We start from the raw sequence: 15,447 nt of genomic DNA on the forward strand, positions 1-15,447 counted from the left end.
GGCCCGCGCGCAAAATCAGGAACTGGAATTCACATGACAACGACCCTCGAAACAATTTCGACAGCCAAGTGCTTTGGCGGGACGCAAGGCGTCTACCGGCACAAAAGCGCGACCTGCCAGTGCGATATGACCTTTGCCGTCTTCCTGCCGCCGCAGGCCAAGGATGGTCCGGTCCCGGTGCTCTGGTATCTATCCGGCCTCACCTGTACGCATCAAAACGTGATGGACAAGGGCGAATATCGACAATTGGCCGCAGAACTTGGAATTGCCGTTATTTGCCCGGATACGAGCCCGCGCGGTGATGACGTTCCGGACGAACCGGAGAACTGGCAGTTCGGCAAGGGCGCAGGCTTTTATGTCGATGCGACGCAGGCGCCTTTCGCCCGGAACTACCAGATGTACAGCTATATCACGCAGGAACTGACCGATCTGGTTGCGGCTGAGTTTCCGCTGGATATGGCGCGGCAAGCCATCACCGGCCATTCCATGGGCGGTCATGGCGCGCTGACGATTGCGCTGAAAAACCCGGACCGCTTCAAGTCGGCCTCGGCTTTCGCGCCGATCGTGCAGCCATCGACCGCCGGATGGTCGAAACCGGCGCTGGAAAAATATCTCGGACCGGAAGAACGTGCATGGCGTCCCTATGATGCGTCGTTGCTGATCGAGGATGGCTACAAATTCCCGGCATTTCTGGTCGATCAGGGCACCGCAGACGGTTTCCTGAACGACGGCTTGCGTCCGTGGCTGCTGGAAGAAGCCTGCAAGAAAGCTGGCATTCCGCTCACGCTCAACATGCGCGAGGGCTATGATCATTCCTATTTCTTCATTTCGACATTCATGGATGACCATCTGCGCTGGCATGCAGAACGGCTGTAAGACACAGAAAAGCCCGGCTTGGCCGGGCTTTTTGCTATCGCCTCACCACCTTCATGGGCAGACCGCCCTGCGGCTGCGTGGTGAGCTTTTGCACCGGCCACGGTCTGGTGGTTTCCAGCACGTCGAAGCGGTGACCGTCGAGCAAAGTCGCCAGCGCAATCACCGCTTCCTGCAAGGCAAAGCTCGCCCCGATGCAGACGCGCGGTCCCGCGCCGAAAGGCAGATACTGGAAACGGTCGAGCCGGTCGCGGTTTTCCGGCCAGAAGCGCTGCGGCATGAAAGCATCCGGCTGATCCCAGTAGAGGCGGTGACGGTGGATCACCCACGGCATGACCAGCACCGTTGCGCCTCTCGGTATTGCCAGATCGCCATAGCGATCATTCTCCGCCGCCTCGCGATTGATCGATGGCGCAGGCGGGTAAAGACGCATCGCTTCCTCGAAAGCCGCGCGCGTGAAAGGCAGGCTGGCCAGCCATTCATGCGGTGGCAGATCGCGTCCACCCTTTGCGAAGAAAGTGTCGATTTCCGCCTCGACACGCGCGCGCTCTTCGGGGGCCTTGGCCAGCAGATAGAGCGTCCAGCCAAGCGCCCGGGCCGTGGTTTCGTGACCGGCGCCAATGAAGGTGATGATGTTGTCTTCGATCTCGGAACGGCTCAGGCCTTCCGGACCTTCGGCGCGCAGAAGCAGCGTCAGGAAATCGCTCGGCACCGCCTCGCCCTTGTCCATGCGCGCCTTGCGCATGGCGATCGTTTCGGAGACGAGCGCGCGGAAGAAGCCCAGCGACTGCTGGCCACGCAAACGCGTAAACCGCGGTAGCCAGTCGGGCAGGCCCAGCAAATCGAACGGATCGACCCGCCCCATGGTTTCAAACAGCTTGTCGATCTGGCGCGCGAAATCATTGGCATCGCCTGCGATCTCGCCGGAAAACAGCGTTTCGGCCAGAATATCATAGGTCAAAAGCGTCATGTCATGGGCAACATCGGTGACGGTGCCGTTGGTCCTGTAGCGCTCGACGAACAGGCGTGAACGGTCGCGCATGGTTTGCGCAAAGCCCGCAATATGGCGCGGCGTGAAGACAGGCGCCATGGCCTTGCGCGAACGCTTCCACACCTGCCCCTCAGCCGTCAGAAGGCCATCGCGCAGCAGCGGGCGCAGCACGCGCTGCCGAATGGCGGACATGGGATAATTGGCGGCATTGTCCACCAGCACGTGGCGGATCAGCCCCGGATCGTTGGCGATGATGGTTTTGATGCCGAGCCAGCTGACCTCGACCCAGCGCTCATTGTAGGAAGGCTCACCCCACAATTCGAGCGGGTTCTTGTAAACCACGCGCATCATCTCGAAACGGCCGACCGGCTTTTCGCGCGGACGCGGCGCGGGCGGCACGAAGGGTTCTAGCACTTCCGGCATAGTCATCGCAGTTTCATCCAAGCGTTCCAGATACAGTTGTTTTATGACATATAAGGGGTAATTGTGGCGCTTCCAGAAGCCCAATCGAGGCTGCATCTGCCATATGGGGTCGATATCCGCCCAAACTACCGGAATCCCCGGCAAATTTGCGCGTGAAATTTGGAAAATAAGCCGTTAGCGCCTATATTAAAGCCATGTTTGTCGTGTGATTCGACACGTTCTTTAAGGCTGCATTTGCAGCAGGCTATCAGGCTGCATTCGCAGCACGTTTTCGAAAGATTTTCATGAGCGATACGCCCGAGATGAATTCCGAAGCCTCCGCCGAATATGGCGCGGATTCCATTCGTGTTCTGAAAGGTCTGGATGCCGTTCGCAAGCGTCCGGGCATGTATATCGGTGACACGGATGACGGCTCCGGCCTGCATCACATGGTTTATGAAGTCGTGGACAACGCCATCGACGAAGCGCTGGCGGGCCATGCCACACTCGTCACCGTGACGCTCAACGCCGATGGCTCTTGCACTGTGACCGATAACGGTCGCGGCATCCCGACCGACATCCATAAGGAAGAAGGCGTTTCGGCTGCTGAAGTCATCATGACCCAGCTCCATGCGGGCGGCAAGTTCGACCAGAATTCCTACAAGGTTTCCGGCGGTCTGCACGGCGTGGGCGTTTCGGTCGTCAACGCGCTTTCGGTCTGGCTGAAGCTGAAGATCCGCCGCTATGGCAAGGTTCACGAAATGAGCTTTACCCACGGCGTCGCCGATGCGCCGCTGGTGGTGACGGGCGATGTGGCCGACGGCGAAACCGGCACTTCCGTGACCTTTCTGCCCTCGACGGAAACCTTCAGCATGGTCGAATTCGACTATGACACGCTGGAGCGCCGCCTGCGCGAGCTTGCCTTCCTCAATTCCGGTGTGCGCATCAAGCTGACGGACAACCGTCATGCGGACGCCAAGGAACACGAACTGCATTACGACGGCGGTTTGATCGAATTCGTGAAATATATCGATCAGAACAAGAAGCCGCTGATCGACGAGCCGGTCTATATCCGCAGCGAAAAGGACGGCATGACGGTTGAAGTCGCTATGTGGTGGAACGATTCCTACCACGAAAAGGTGCTGTGCTTCACCAACAACATCCCGCAGCGCGATGGCGGCACCCATCTGGCCGGTTTCCGTGGCGCGTTGACCCGTCAGGTCACGGGCTATGCGGATGCTTCCGGCATGACCAAGAAGGAAAAGGTGCAGCTCACCGGCGACGATTGCCGCGAAGGTCTGACAGCCGTGCTTTCCGTCAAGGTGCCGGACCCGAAATTCTCGTCGCAGACCAAGGACAAGCTGGTTTCGTCGGAAGTGCGCCCGGTGGTCGAAAGCCTCGTCAACGAAGCGCTGTCGATCTGGCTGGAAGAGCATCCGGCGCAAGGCAAAGCCGTGGTCGAGAAGGTCATTCAGGCCGCCGCCGCCCGTGAAGCGGCGCGCAAGGCCCGCGACATCACCCGCAAGAGCACGCTCAGCGTCACCTCGCTGCCGGGCAAGCTCGCCGATTGTCAGGAACGCGACCCGGCCAAGTCGGAACTCTTCATCGTCGAAGGTGACTCGGCAGGTGGTTCCGCGAAGAGCGGGCGTTCACGCCAGAACCAGGCGATCCTGCCGCTGCGCGGCAAGATCCTGAATGTGGAACGCGTCCGCTTCGACCGCATGCTGTCCTCCGATCAGGTCGGCACGCTGATCACGGCGCTCGGCACCTCGATCGGCAAGGATGAGACGCACGGCTTCAACGCCGACAAATTGCGTTATCACAAGATCATCATCATGACCGATGCTGACGTCGACGGTGCGCATATTCGCACGCTGTTGCTCACCTTCTTCTTCCGTCAGATGCCGGAGCTGATCGAGCGCGGCCATATCTATATTGCGCAGCCGCCGCTCTATAAGGTGTCGCGCGGCAAGTCCTCGCAATATATCAAGAACGAGGCCGCCTTCGAGGACTTCCTCATCGAGACCGGCCTTGAAGAAGCAGCCCTTGAAATGGCAAGCGGCGAAGTGCGCGCCGGGCCAGATCTGCGCGCCGTCGTGGACGATGCCCGCACGCTCCGCCAGCTTCTGCAAGGCCTGCACACCCGCTATGACCGCCGCGTTGTCGAACAGGCGGCGATTGCTGGCCTGCTCAACCCCGACGCTTCGAAGGACAATGCCACGGCGCAACGCTCTGCCGATACGGTTGCGACGCGCCTCGACATGATTTCGGAAGAAACCGAGCGCGGCTGGACCGGCCATGTCATGGACGATGGTGGCTATCGCTTCGAGCGCATGGTGCGCGGCGTCAAGGATGTCGCCATTCTCGACATGGCGCTGCTCGGCTCTGCCGATGCCCGCCAGATCGACCGTGTGGCAGGCCGCATGAGCGAAACCTTCGCCGAGCCGCCCATGCTGCGCCGCAAGGACAGGTCGGACGTGTTGTCCGGCCCGATGGCGCTGCTGGATGCGGTTTTCGCGACGGGTCGCAAGGGCCTCACCCTACAGCGTTACAAAGGCTTGGGCGAAATGAACGCCGAACAGCTGTGGGAAACCACGCTTGACCCGAATGTGCGCTCGCTTCTGCAGGTCAAGGTGACCGATGCGACCGATGCGGATTCGCTCTTCTCGCGCCTGATGGGCGACGAAGTGGAACCACGCCGCGAGTTCATTCAGGAAAACGCGCTGAGCGTCGCCAATCTGGACGTCTGATCCAGCTCGGTCCCTGACAACAATAAAGGCCTCTGCTCGCAGAGGCCTTTTGTTTATCTGGCGGTATCACAACCGCAAAAAGAAAGGCCCCGCAATGCGGGGCCTTTCTCTTGCAATCCTTTAACGAAGGATCAGAACTTGTAGGCAACGCCCAGACGAACTTCGTTGGTCTTGAAGTCGTTGTTGACGCTCAGTCCACCGAAATCGAGGTCCTTATCGCCGTAATCGGTGTAGCGATATTCAAGACGCAGGATCAGGTTGTCGGTTGCGGCATAGTCCACACCGCCGCCAATGGTCCAGCCGGTAAGCGTCTTGCTTTCGGAGAAGCCGATACCGTCGATGTCGCCGCTGTTCTTGATATTGCCGAATGCAACACCGCCAGCGATGTAAGGCAGGAAGCGGTCAAAGGCGTAACCAGCACGGGCACGAACGGCACCCGACCAGCGCAGCTTGTTTTCAAACGAACCGACTGCGAGATCGCCATCGTAAATGTCGATGCCCTTCGAGACGTCATTATAGGTGATGTCGCCATCGATACCGAGAACAACATTGTTGCCCAGATCGAAGTTGTAACCGGCATAGAGACCGCCGAGGAAGCCATCAGGCTTCACATTGCCATAGGTGAAAAGGTCACCGCTGAAGTCGGACTTACCCCAGCCATAGCCAACCTGACCACCGATGTAAGCACCGTTCCAGGTAAAGGTCGGAGCGACGACAACCGGTGCTGGTTCCTGTTCGATAACCGCGTCAGCAGCCTTTGCGCCGGTGGCAGCAACGAGGGCGACGGTGGATGCGAGAAGAAGCGTCTTGAGCTTCATGATGAACCTCCAAAGGAAATTTTCTGAACCAAGCTTGCCCCTAATATAAGCGACTGCTCAGAAAAGTCTGTAGCAAGGAAGCCACAGCAAGCGAAATGTGCAAAAACCCGTACACGAAGCCGTGAAACCGCCTTCTCTAGTTAAAATTCGGTTAAAAACCACCGAAAGAGCCGCTCTGTGCAGGCCTATATTAATCTAGATCCAATCGGGTTATAGAAAACCGGGCTTAAAAGGTGGGAGACCGATATGCAGATAGCGGGCGGCAGCGAACGGATCGACTGGGTCGATATTGCCAAGGGCATCTGCATTATCTTCGTCGTTATGATGCATTCCACGCTGGGCGTCGAAAAGGCGGCGGGTGCCGAAGGCTGGATGCATTATGTGGTTGCCTTCGCCAAACCATTCCGCATGCCGGATTTCTTCATGATCTCCGGGCTGTTTCTCAGCCTCGTCATCGACCGGCCCTGGCGGCGCTATCTCGATCGCAAGGTTGTGCACTTCCTGTATTTCTACATTCTGTGGCTCACGATCCAGTTTGCGTTCAAGGCGCCGGGCATTGCCAGCGAAGCCGGTATTTCAGGCGTTGTGCAGGCCTATCTCATGGCTTTCGTCGAGCCGTTTGGAACGCTGTGGTTCATTTATATCCTGCCAATCTTCTTTATCGCGACACGGCTTTTGAAGCGTTTGCCGGTGGGCGTGACCTTTACGGTGCTGGCTGTGCTGGAAATCCTGCCCGTGCATACGGGCTGGGTGATGATTGACGAATTCTGCTCGCGTTTCGTCTACTTCTTCGCGGGCTATGCCTTCGCACCGGCCATCTTCAAGGTTGCGGACTGGCTGCGCCAGCGTCCTCTTGTCGGCGTTGCCGGGCTACTCGTCTGGGGTCTTGTCGAATATAAGCTCGTCTTCATGCCGGTGCCGGAAAGCCTCGCATCGCTGATCGCGCCGGCAAGCGATCTTCTGAACGGGCGTGGCGCTATCAGCGATCTGCCCGTTATCTCGCTGCTGCTGGGACTGGTCGGCGCGCTGGCGATTATCTCGATTTCGTCGCTGTTAAGCCTGCTGTCCGCGCGCAACTGGCTGCATCGGGCCTTAAGCTGGCTCGGCGCACATTCGATTGTGATCTATCTGGCCTTCTTCCTACCAATGGCCATTGCGCGCACGGTGCTGCTGAAACTCGGCTTCATCGATATCGGCACAGTATCGCTGCTGACCACCGCAAGCGGCGTGATCGGGCCGGTCATTCTTTACGGGCTTATCCAATGGACCGGCTATGGCCAGTTTCTGTTCCGCCGCCCGGCATGGGCCTATATTGATCAGGCCCCGCAAAAGAAAACGGCGGCCACAGCCGCCGTTTGATGGTTTCGGATTTTTCGCCCAGTATCAGCTATGCGCGAAGATATCGTCTTCCGGCCAGCCCATCAGATCGAGCTCCGAACGGGTCGGCAGGAATTTGAAGCAGGCTTCGGCCTGTTTCACGCGGCCATCGCGCTCAAGGCGCTGTTCCAGAACGGCCTTCAGGCGATGCAGATAGAGCACGTCGGAAGCAGCATATTCGAGCTGCGCCTGCGAGAGAATTTCCGCAGCCCAGTCGGATGACTGTTGCTGCTTGGAGATAGAAACGTCCAGCAGCTCGTTACACAGTTCCTTGAGACCATGGCGGTCCGTATAGGTGCGGGTGAGCTTCGATGCGATCTTGGTGCAAAAGACGGGCTGCGGCATGGTGCCGAACGCCTGCGCCAGCACCGCCAGATCGAATCGGCCGAAATGGAAGATTTTCGTGATCGAGCGGTCTTTCAAAAGCTTGACCAGATTGGGCGCCTTTTTCTGACCGGCTTCGATCTGGATTACGTCTGCCGTGCCGTCACCGGGCGAAATCTGCACCACGCAAAGCCGGTCACGATGCGGGTTCAGCCCCAGCGTCTCGGTATCGATGGCGACCGCATCGACCTGATAGTGATCGAGGTTCGGCAGATCGTTTTTATGAAAACGGATGGTCATTCTCTATTATCCTTATTTGGCGGCGATAGCCGCCATGATGCGAGCCCTACTTGGCGGCGATAGCCGCCATAATACGCGCCCATGAGCGCTGGCCTTTGTGGAAGGAGTTCAGCTCGTATTTTTCGTTGGGCGAATGGATCCGGTCGTCTTCGAGGCCGAAGCCGACGAGCAGCGATTCCATGCCGAGGAACGTGTCGAAGTCGCCGACAATCGGGATCGAGCCGCCCATGGCGATCAGCACCGCTGGCTTCGGCCATTCGTCGGACAGTGCGTCCTTGGCCTTGGAAACCAGCGGTGAATCATAAGGCAGCTGGATTGCGGGCGAGCCGCCATGCGGGTGGAACTCCACCGAACAATCGGCTGGCAGACGCTCTTGCACAAAGGCGCGGAAGGCTTCGCGGATCTTCACCGGGTCCTGTTTGTGGACCAGACGGATCGAGACCTTGGCCGAAGCCTGCGCCGCGATAACCGTCTTGAAGCCTTCGCCGGTATAACCGCCGGTGATGCCGTTTACTTCCGCAGTCGGGCGCGCCCAGGTGAGTTCCAGAACGCTGCGGCCCTTTTCGCCGGATGGGACCGACAGGCCGATAGGACCGAGAAAATTTTCCGCCGTGCGACCGAGGCTTTCCCAGGATTGCAGGATTTGCGACGGGGTTTCTTCCACGCCTTCATAGAAGCCCGGAACGGTGACGCGTCCGGTTTCGTCATGCAGGTCGGCCAGAATCTTGCTCAGAATATGGATGGGATTGGCGGCAGCACCACCGAAGAAGCCCGAATGCAGATCACGGTCGGCAGCCTTGATGACGATTTCCTCGCCGACGAGACCGCGCAAGCCCACACTGATGGCAGGGGTTTCCGCGTCCCACATGGCGGTGTCGCAGACCAGCGCCACGTCGGCCTTCAGCTCCGCCTTGTTGGCATCAAGGAATGGCTTCAGCGACGGCGAACCGGATTCTTCCTCGCCTTCGAACAACAGCGTCACCTTGACTGGCAGATTGCCATGGATCGCCTTATAGGCGCGGCAGGCTTCCACGAAGGTCATCAGCTGGCCCTTGTCGTCGGACGTGCCGCGACCGGTCAGGATCTTGCGACCGTTACCGACATCCTTGATCGCCGGATCGAACGGGTCGTTTTCCCACAGGTTCAGAGGATCGACCGGCTGCACATCATAGTGACCATAGAACAGCACATGCGGCGCATCGGGCGTGGCGCCATCGTGATGTGCAACCACCATCGGGTGGCCCGGCGTGTCGCGCACGCTGGCGTCGAAGCCGATCGTCTTCAGATCCTCGACCAGCCATTCCGCAGCTTTGCGGCAGTCGGCCTTATAGGCCGGGTCGGTCGAAATCGACTTGATCCGCAGCAGTTCGAACAGGCGTTCGAGGCTTTTATCGAGATTGGCGTCGAGGTGGCTGAGAACTTTGTCGAGCGATTGCTGAGACGTTTCCGTGGACATGAAAATTTCCTGACGAGTCTTAAACTGGCGGCACACTACAACCAGCATCGTCAGGAGGAAACCCGGTTTGAGAGCGGGCGCCCGAAAATGATTTGGCCGCTGCGGTGAGGGGATACCACAGCGGCCATATCACTACACTCAAAGCGGCAGCCCGGAGAGGGGAATGAGGCTGCCGCAACATCCGGTATCCAACGGGGGACGGGTCAGAAAACCGGCGACCGACGAACTGTCGATGACTGAAATTTGGTTTTCAATCGTGGCTATTCAAGGGCACGGAAGATTACAAATCTGTAACAAACTTGTTATCGATCCGTGACGAGGTTCTTTCGCGTGGATCATGGTTTCTCCTGACATTGAGCCAGTTCCCTTTAGGGCTGCTTTGATCTACTTCTAAGCCATGAAAAAAGGCGATCATCTCTTTCTCGTTGACGGCTCGGGTTATATTTTCCGCGCCTATCACGCCCTTCCCCCACTGACCCGCAAGTCCGATGGTTTGCCGGTGGGCGCCGTATCGGGCTTCTGCAACATGCTGTGGAAGCTGCTGAAAGATGCGCGCAACACCGATGTCGGCGTGGTGCCGACCCATTTCGCGGTGATTTTCGACTATTCGTCGAAGACGTTCCGCAACGCGCTTTATCCTGAATACAAAGCCAATCGCACCGCACCGCCGGAAGACCTCGTTCCGCAATTCGGCCTGATCCGTCAGGCAACCCGCGCTTTCAACCTGCCCTGCATCGAAAAGGAAGGGTTTGAGGCCGACGACCTGATCGCGACCTATGCGCGCCTTGCCGAACAGGCGGGCGGCGATGTCACCATCGTCTCTTCCGACAAGGACCTCATGCAGCTCGTGACGCCGGGCGTGTCGATGTATGACAGCATGAAGGATAAGCAGATTTCGATCCCGGAAGTGATCGAAAAATGGGGCGTGCCGCCGGAAAAGATGATCGACCTGCAATCGCTGACCGGCGACAGCACGGATAATGTGCCCGGCATTCCGGGCATTGGCCCAAAGACGGCAGCGCAATTGCTGGAAGAATTCGGCGATCTCGACACGCTTCTCGCCCGCGCCTCGGAAATCAAGCAGAACAAGCGCCGCGAAAACATTCTGGCCTTTGCAGATCAGACCAAGATTTCGCGCGAGTTGGTGACGCTCAAGACCGATGTGCCGCTGGATGTCGATCTCGACGGTCTGGTTCTGGAACCGCAAGATGGCCCGAAGCTGATCGGCTTCCTCAAGGCCATGGAGTTTACCTCGCTGACCCGCCGCGTGGCCGAAGCGACCGATACGGATGCTTCCGCCGTGGAGCCGTGCCATGTCGAGACGCAATGGGGCGCGGATGCGCATGGCCCCGATGTCGATGTCGTCGTGACGAGTGTTGCGGACGTCACGGTCGTCGCTGTGGCGACGGGCGAGCCTGCCGCTGCGACAGGCTACACCCCGCAGGCGCTGGCCGACAAGCGCGCCGCGAATGCCACTGCGCAGAAGATCGACACCAGCGCTTACACTTGCATTCGCGATATTGCCACGCTCAGGCTCTGGCTGGCCGAAGCAGTCGAAACCGGCGTGATGGCTTTCGATACGGAAACCAATTCGCTTGATCCGATGCAGGCGGAACTCGTTGGCTTCTCGCTGGCTCTCCCCGGCCAGAATGGCACGACCAGGGCGGCTTATATCCCGCTACAGCACAAATCCGGTCAGGGTGATCTGCTCGGCGGCGGCATGGTCGAGGGACAGATACCGGTCGGCGAAGCGCTGGCCGCTCTGAAAAGCGTGCTTGAGAATGCCTCTGTTCTCAAGATTGCGCAGAACATGAAATATGACTGGCTGGTGATGCGCCGTCACGGGATCAACACCGTATCCTTCGACGATACGATGCTGATTTCCTATGTGCTCGACGCCGGAACGGGCAGCCATGGCATGGACCCGCTTTCGGAGCGCTGGCTCGGCCATACGCCAATTGCCTATAAGGATGTTGCAGGCAGCGGCAAAAGCGCCGTGACCTTCGACATGGTCGATATCGACCGCGCGACAGCCTATGCGGCTGAAGATGCCGATGTGACGCTGCGCCTGTGGCAAGTCCTCAAACCACGCCTCGCTGCTGAGGGCCTCATGTCGGTCTATGAACGGCTGGAGCGTCCATTGGTCGATGTGCTGGCGCGCATGGAAGAACGCGGCATTTCCGTGGATCGTCAGGTGCTGTCGCGCCTGTCAGGCGATCTGGCACAGGCTGCCGCCGCTTACGAAGATGAAATCTACGAACTGGCCGGTGAGAAATTCACCATCGGCTCGCCGAAGCAACTCGGCGATATTCTGTTCGGCAAGATGGGCCTGCCCGGCGCCTCCAAAACCAAGACCGGCCAATGGTCCACCTCTGCTCAGGTGCTTGAAGATCTGGCCGCCGAGGGCCATCCGCTGCCGCGCAAAATCGTTGACTGGCGCCAGCTGACCAAGCTGAAATCCACCTATACGGATGCGCTGCCCGGCTTTATCCATCCGCAGACCAAACGCGTCCACACATCTTACGCAATGGCGTCCACCTCGACGGGCCGCCTCTCCTCTTCCGAACCGAATTTGCAGAACATTCCGGTGCGTACCGCCGAAGGCCGCAAGATCAGGACGGCCTTCATCGCGGAACCGGGCAACAAGCTGATCTCCGCCGATTACAGCCAGATCGAGCTGCGCGTGCTGGCCCATGTGGCCGACATTGCGCAATTGAAACAGGCTTTTGCCGATGGCGTCGATATTCACGCCATGACCGCATCGGAAATGTTCGGCGTGCCGGTGGAAGGCATGCCGTCGGAGGTTCGCCGCCGCGCCAAGGCGATCAATTTCGGCATCATCTACGGCATTTCGGCTTTCGGTCTCGCCAACCAGCTTTCCATCCCGCGTGAGGAAGCCGGGCAATATATCCGCACCTATTTCGAGCGCTTCCCCGGCATCAAGGATTATATGGAAGCGACCAAGGCTTTTGCGCGTGAAAATGGCTATGTCGAAACCATATTCGGACGCCGTGCCCATTATCCGGATATCCGCGCTTCCAACCCGCAAATCCGCGCTTTCAACGAGCGCGCGGCCATCAACGCGCCCATTCAGGGTTCGGCTGCCGACATTATCCGCCGCGCCATGATTCGCATGGAAGATGCGCTTGAAAAAGAAAAGCTCGCCGCCCGCATGTTATTGCAGGTGCACGACGAACTGATCTTCGAAGTACCCGAAAATGAAGTGGAAAAAACCATTCCGCTGGTGCGTCATATCATGGAGAATGCGGCCCTTCCGGCGGTATCTCTGACGGTTCCGCTGCATGTCGATGCGCGCGCAGCGCATAACTGGGACGAGGCCCACTAACACTCTTTACCGAGCCGTCACTGCCAGACGGTTGCGGCTCGGCCTTGCTTTAAACCAGCATTTTAACGGATCATACAGAACGATCTGTAGTGATTATCCGTATAATAATAGGTGCGATTTGCACTCCCATCATAACCGATAATGGCCCGGTGCCGTCCACGGCGACCGTATCGATCCTTGCCGAGATCGAACTCAAAATAGGTCATACGAGGCACATTCGGGAGAATTCCCTCGTTATTGTTGAAGACCGTGGGCCTCTGCCCCTTCCCCTTCAAATATTGGTCGAGCTGGAATTTTGCATTTCTGAAATCATCATATTCATTGGGGTTACTCTTGGGAGGAATTCCAGATGCACAGTACGAAATCGGCCTTGCGACACTGTAATTGACAGAAAACATCAATCCAGCGATTAAAAAAGCTGAAACAGCCAATAATTTTCTCATTTTTATCTCGCAATTACTTTGATTAATTCGAATTGATAGTCAATCATTATTGAGAATGACGCTTATATATTAAATGAAAACTGAGCCCCGGTAAGTCGGTCAATTGGCATACGCCGGGCGCAGGGCTGCCATGTCGCCAGCCATGGTTGACCTCGCGACCTGAACCCTATAGGGAAGCGGCAATTCTGTTGCTTCGGTGGTCGCCAGGGGAGCCGTGAACGTTAGGTTTACGGCCAATGGGTTTGCGACTTGTGAAGCTTTTGTGAAAGTTGTCCATGTCTCTGCCCGAAACCATCGCTCCGGCCTTGTCCGGAGCTCTTGCCGCTCGCGGTTATAACACCCTCACCGCCGTTCAGAACGCCGTGCTGGCACCTGAAACGCTCGATTCCGACCTTCTCGTGTCCGCCCAGACCGGTTCCGGCAAGACGGTTGCTTTTGGTCTCTCCATGGCCAACACCATTCTGGAAGACGAGCTTCGCTTCGGCGAAGCGGGTGCGCCGCTTGCCATGATCATCGCGCCGACGCGCGAACTGGCGCTTCAGGTGCGACGCGAGCTGGAATGGCTTTATGCCGATACCGGCGCGCGCATTGCATCCTGCGTTGGCGGCATGGATATACGCACCGAGCGCCGTGCGCTGGAGCGTGGCAGCCATATCGTCGTTGGTACGCCGGGCCGCCTGCGCGACCATATCACCCGCTCCGCGCTGGACATGTCTGCGCTGCGCGTCGTCGTGCTCGACGAAGCCGACGAAATGCTCGACATGGGTTTTCGCGAAGACCTCGAATTCATCCTTGGTGAAGCGCCGGAAGACCGCCGCACGCTGATGTTCTCGGCAACCGTGCCGAAGCCCATCGCGCAGCTCGCCAAGCGTTTCCAGAACAATGCGCTGCGCCTCACCGTGCAGAGCGAAACCAGCCAGCACGCCGATATCGATTATGTCGCCATGCCGGTTCCGCCGCATGAGCGCGACCACGCGATCATCAACACGCTGCTTTATTACGATTCACAGAACTCGATCATCTTCTGCTCAACCCGTGAAGCGGTAAAGCACATGGCAAGCCGCCTTTCCAATCGCGGCTTTGCAGTGGTGGCGCTTTCGGGCGAACTGAGCCAGGCCGAGCGCAACAATGCGCTGCAGGCCATGCGCGATGGTCGCGCCCGCGTTTGCGTGGCGACCGACGTTGCCGCACGCGGTATCGATCTGCCGAATCTCGATCTGGTTATCCATGCCGATCTGCCGAACAATCCTGAAACCATGCTGCACCGTTCAGGCCGCACCGGTCGCGCCGGTCGCAAGGGCACCTGCGTGCTGGTCGTGCCGTTCTCGCGCCGTCGTTCCGCCGAGCGCCTTCTGCATATGGCGAAGCTCGACGCGCAGACCATCCCTGCGCCGGGCATTGCCGCCGTTCAGGCCAAAAACAACGAACGCATTCTCAATGCCGAGGCATTTGGCCAGCCGGTCGAGGAAGAACATCAGGACGTGCTGAAAGCGCTTCTGGAGCGTTACACGCCGGAACAGCTGGCAGCCGCCTATCTCAATCGCGAATTGTCGCTGGCGCCTGCACCGGAAGAAGTGTCGGACGCGCCGGTTCATCCGGTTGGCGGCAAGAAACCGCGCGAACGTTCTGACCGCGGCGATCGTTTCGAGCGTAACGACCGTTTTGATCGTGGAGAACGCGGCGAACCGGGCGAACGCTTCGACCGCAATGCGCATTTCGATGGCGTCTGGTTCTCGGTTTCGGCTGGTCGAAAGCACCGCGCCGATCCGAAGTGGCTGCTGCCGCTGATCTGCAAGGCCGGCGACGTGTCGAAGCGCGATGTCGGCTCGATCAAGATCCTCGACGGCGAAACCCGCTTTGAAATCGCCGCATCGAAGGCCGATGAATTCCGTCAGTCGGTTGCCGAGCGCGGCACGGGCGAAAAGGGTCTGGTGATCCGTCCTGCGGTTGCTGGCGCCGGTGAAGATGCCGGACGCCGCGAAAGCAAGAGCTTCAAGCCGCGTGGTGAAAAGTCTTATGGCGAGAAATCCTGGGGCGACAAGCCGCGCGGAGACAAGCCTTGGGGCGACAAGCCACGTGGGGAAAAGTCATGGGGCGACAAGCCGCGTGGCGAAAAATCCTGGGGTGACAAGCCGCGTGGTGACGGCTTCAAAAAGGGCCCGAAGAAGTCCGAAGGCGGCTATAGCAAAAAGCCTCGCAGCGAGTAAGCTGTTCGTAAAACTGGAAAAGCCCGCCGCATGGCGGGCTTTTTATTAACCGGCGATTTACGTCCCTTTAAACCGCCGCATTTACCCTGCACCGGGTAGACCCTTCTTCGCATTGGCTGAATAACATGACGGCAATGCAGATTAATTTTGGAAAATGATC

General features: G+C 58.5%; 10 protein-coding genes. 5 read left to right on the forward strand and 5 right to left on the reverse strand.

The window, feature by feature from the left end:
• Window positions 1-33 precede the first annotated feature (33 nt).
• On the forward strand, window positions 34-876 hold the full coding sequence (gene fghA, locus WIX40_RS13020; protein WP_109368158.1) for an S-formylglutathione hydrolase: 843 nt from the start codon (window positions 34-36) through the stop codon (window positions 874-876).
• A gap of 34 nt (window positions 877-910) precedes the next feature.
• Here the strand turns inward: fghA and WIX40_RS13025 are convergent, their stop codons facing one another.
• Window positions 911-2,287: a cytochrome P450 gene (locus tag WIX40_RS13025; protein WP_371834147.1), complete on the reverse strand. Its 1,377-nt coding sequence runs from the start codon at window positions 2,285-2,287 to the stop codon at window positions 911-913.
• A 284-nt stretch (window positions 2,288-2,571) separates the two neighbouring features.
• Between WIX40_RS13025 and gyrB the strand changes: the two genes are divergently transcribed.
• The gene (gyrB, locus tag WIX40_RS13030) at window positions 2,572-5,016 is read left to right on the forward strand and encodes a DNA topoisomerase (ATP-hydrolyzing) subunit B (protein ID WP_339440110.1); all 2,445 of its coding nucleotides are present in this window, start codon (window positions 2,572-2,574) and stop codon (window positions 5,014-5,016) included.
• 131 nt (window positions 5,017-5,147) lie between these two features.
• On the opposite strand, the gene WIX40_RS13035 is transcribed toward gyrB, so the two are convergent.
• Window positions 5,148-5,834 (reverse strand): outer membrane protein, encoded by a 687-nt coding sequence (locus WIX40_RS13035; RefSeq protein ID WP_140024472.1) that lies wholly within the window; start codon window positions 5,832-5,834, stop codon window positions 5,148-5,150.
• A gap of 246 nt (window positions 5,835-6,080) precedes the next feature.
• On the opposite strand from WIX40_RS13035, the gene WIX40_RS13040 reads away from it, so the two are divergent.
• Window positions 6,081-7,193, forward strand: a complete 1,113-nt coding sequence (locus WIX40_RS13040; protein ID WP_339440113.1) for an acyltransferase family protein — start codon at window positions 6,081-6,083, stop codon at window positions 7,191-7,193.
• Between the two features lie 24 nt (window positions 7,194-7,217).
• Here WIX40_RS13040 and WIX40_RS13045 read toward each other — a convergent pair whose 3' ends face one another.
• Both WIX40_RS13045 and WIX40_RS13050 read right to left on the reverse strand, forming a co-directional pair.
• On the reverse strand, window positions 7,218-7,835 hold the full coding sequence (locus tag WIX40_RS13045; protein ID WP_109368154.1) for a ribonuclease D: 618 nt from the start codon (window positions 7,833-7,835) through the stop codon (window positions 7,218-7,220).
• Window positions 7,836-7,881: 46 nt separating this feature from the next.
• A complete protein-coding gene (locus WIX40_RS13050) occupies window positions 7,882-9,291 on the reverse strand; it encodes a dipeptidase (RefSeq protein ID WP_339440116.1) in 1,410 nt (469 codons plus the stop codon).
• Between the two features lie 397 nt (window positions 9,292-9,688).
• Between WIX40_RS13050 and polA the strand changes: the two genes are divergently transcribed.
• Window positions 9,689-12,637, forward strand: a complete 2,949-nt coding sequence (gene polA / locus WIX40_RS13055) for a DNA polymerase I (protein ID WP_339440118.1) — start codon at window positions 9,689-9,691, stop codon at window positions 12,635-12,637.
• 62 nt (window positions 12,638-12,699) lie between these two features.
• Here polA and WIX40_RS13060 read toward each other — a convergent pair whose 3' ends face one another.
• Window positions 12,700-13,080, reverse strand: a complete 381-nt coding sequence (locus tag WIX40_RS13060; protein ID WP_109368151.1) for a ribonuclease domain-containing protein — start codon at window positions 13,078-13,080, stop codon at window positions 12,700-12,702.
• Window positions 13,081-13,355: 275 nt separating this feature from the next.
• Between WIX40_RS13060 and WIX40_RS13065 the strand changes: the two genes are divergently transcribed.
• Complete coding sequence (locus WIX40_RS13065; RefSeq protein ID WP_121537076.1) at window positions 13,356-15,287, forward strand: DEAD/DEAH box helicase; 1,932 nt, start codon at window positions 13,356-13,358, stop codon at window positions 15,285-15,287.
• Window positions 15,288-15,447: the final 160 nt, after the last annotated feature.

The organism is Ochrobactrum teleogrylli, from assembly GCF_037482325.1.
GTDB classification, from domain to species: Bacteria; Pseudomonadota; Alphaproteobacteria; order Rhizobiales; family Rhizobiaceae; genus Brucella; species Brucella teleogrylli.

What these genes read in the sequence shown, in the direction of transcription:
- WIX40_RS13065 (WP_121537076.1), top strand. Translation starts at nt 13,356, where the DNA reads ATGTCTCTGCCCGAAACCATCGCTCCGGCCTTGTCCGGAGCTCTTGCC.
- WIX40_RS13050 (WP_339440116.1), bottom strand. Translation starts at nt 9,291, where the DNA reads ATGTCCACGGAAACGTCTCAGCAATCGCTCGACAAAGTTCTCAGCCAC.
- polA (WP_339440118.1), top strand. Translation starts at nt 9,689, where the DNA reads ATGAAAAAAGGCGATCATCTCTTTCTCGTTGACGGCTCGGGTTATATT.
- WIX40_RS13040 (WP_339440113.1), top strand. Translation starts at nt 6,081, where the DNA reads ATGCAGATAGCGGGCGGCAGCGAACGGATCGACTGGGTCGATATTGCC.
- WIX40_RS13045 (WP_109368154.1), bottom strand. Translation starts at nt 7,835, where the DNA reads ATGACCATCCGTTTTCATAAAAACGATCTGCCGAACCTCGATCACTAT.
- fghA (WP_109368158.1), top strand. Translation starts at nt 34, where the DNA reads ATGACAACGACCCTCGAAACAATTTCGACAGCCAAGTGCTTTGGCGGG.
- WIX40_RS13025 (WP_371834147.1), bottom strand. Translation starts at nt 2,287, where the DNA reads ATGCCGGAAGTGCTAGAACCCTTCGTGCCGCCCGCGCCGCGTCCGCGC.
- WIX40_RS13035 (WP_140024472.1), bottom strand. Translation starts at nt 5,834, where the DNA reads ATGAAGCTCAAGACGCTTCTTCTCGCATCCACCGTCGCCCTCGTTGCT.
- WIX40_RS13060 (WP_109368151.1), bottom strand. Translation starts at nt 13,080, where the DNA reads ATGAGAAAATTATTGGCTGTTTCAGCTTTTTTAATCGCTGGATTGATG.
- gyrB (WP_339440110.1), top strand. Translation starts at nt 2,572, where the DNA reads ATGAGCGATACGCCCGAGATGAATTCCGAAGCCTCCGCCGAATATGGC.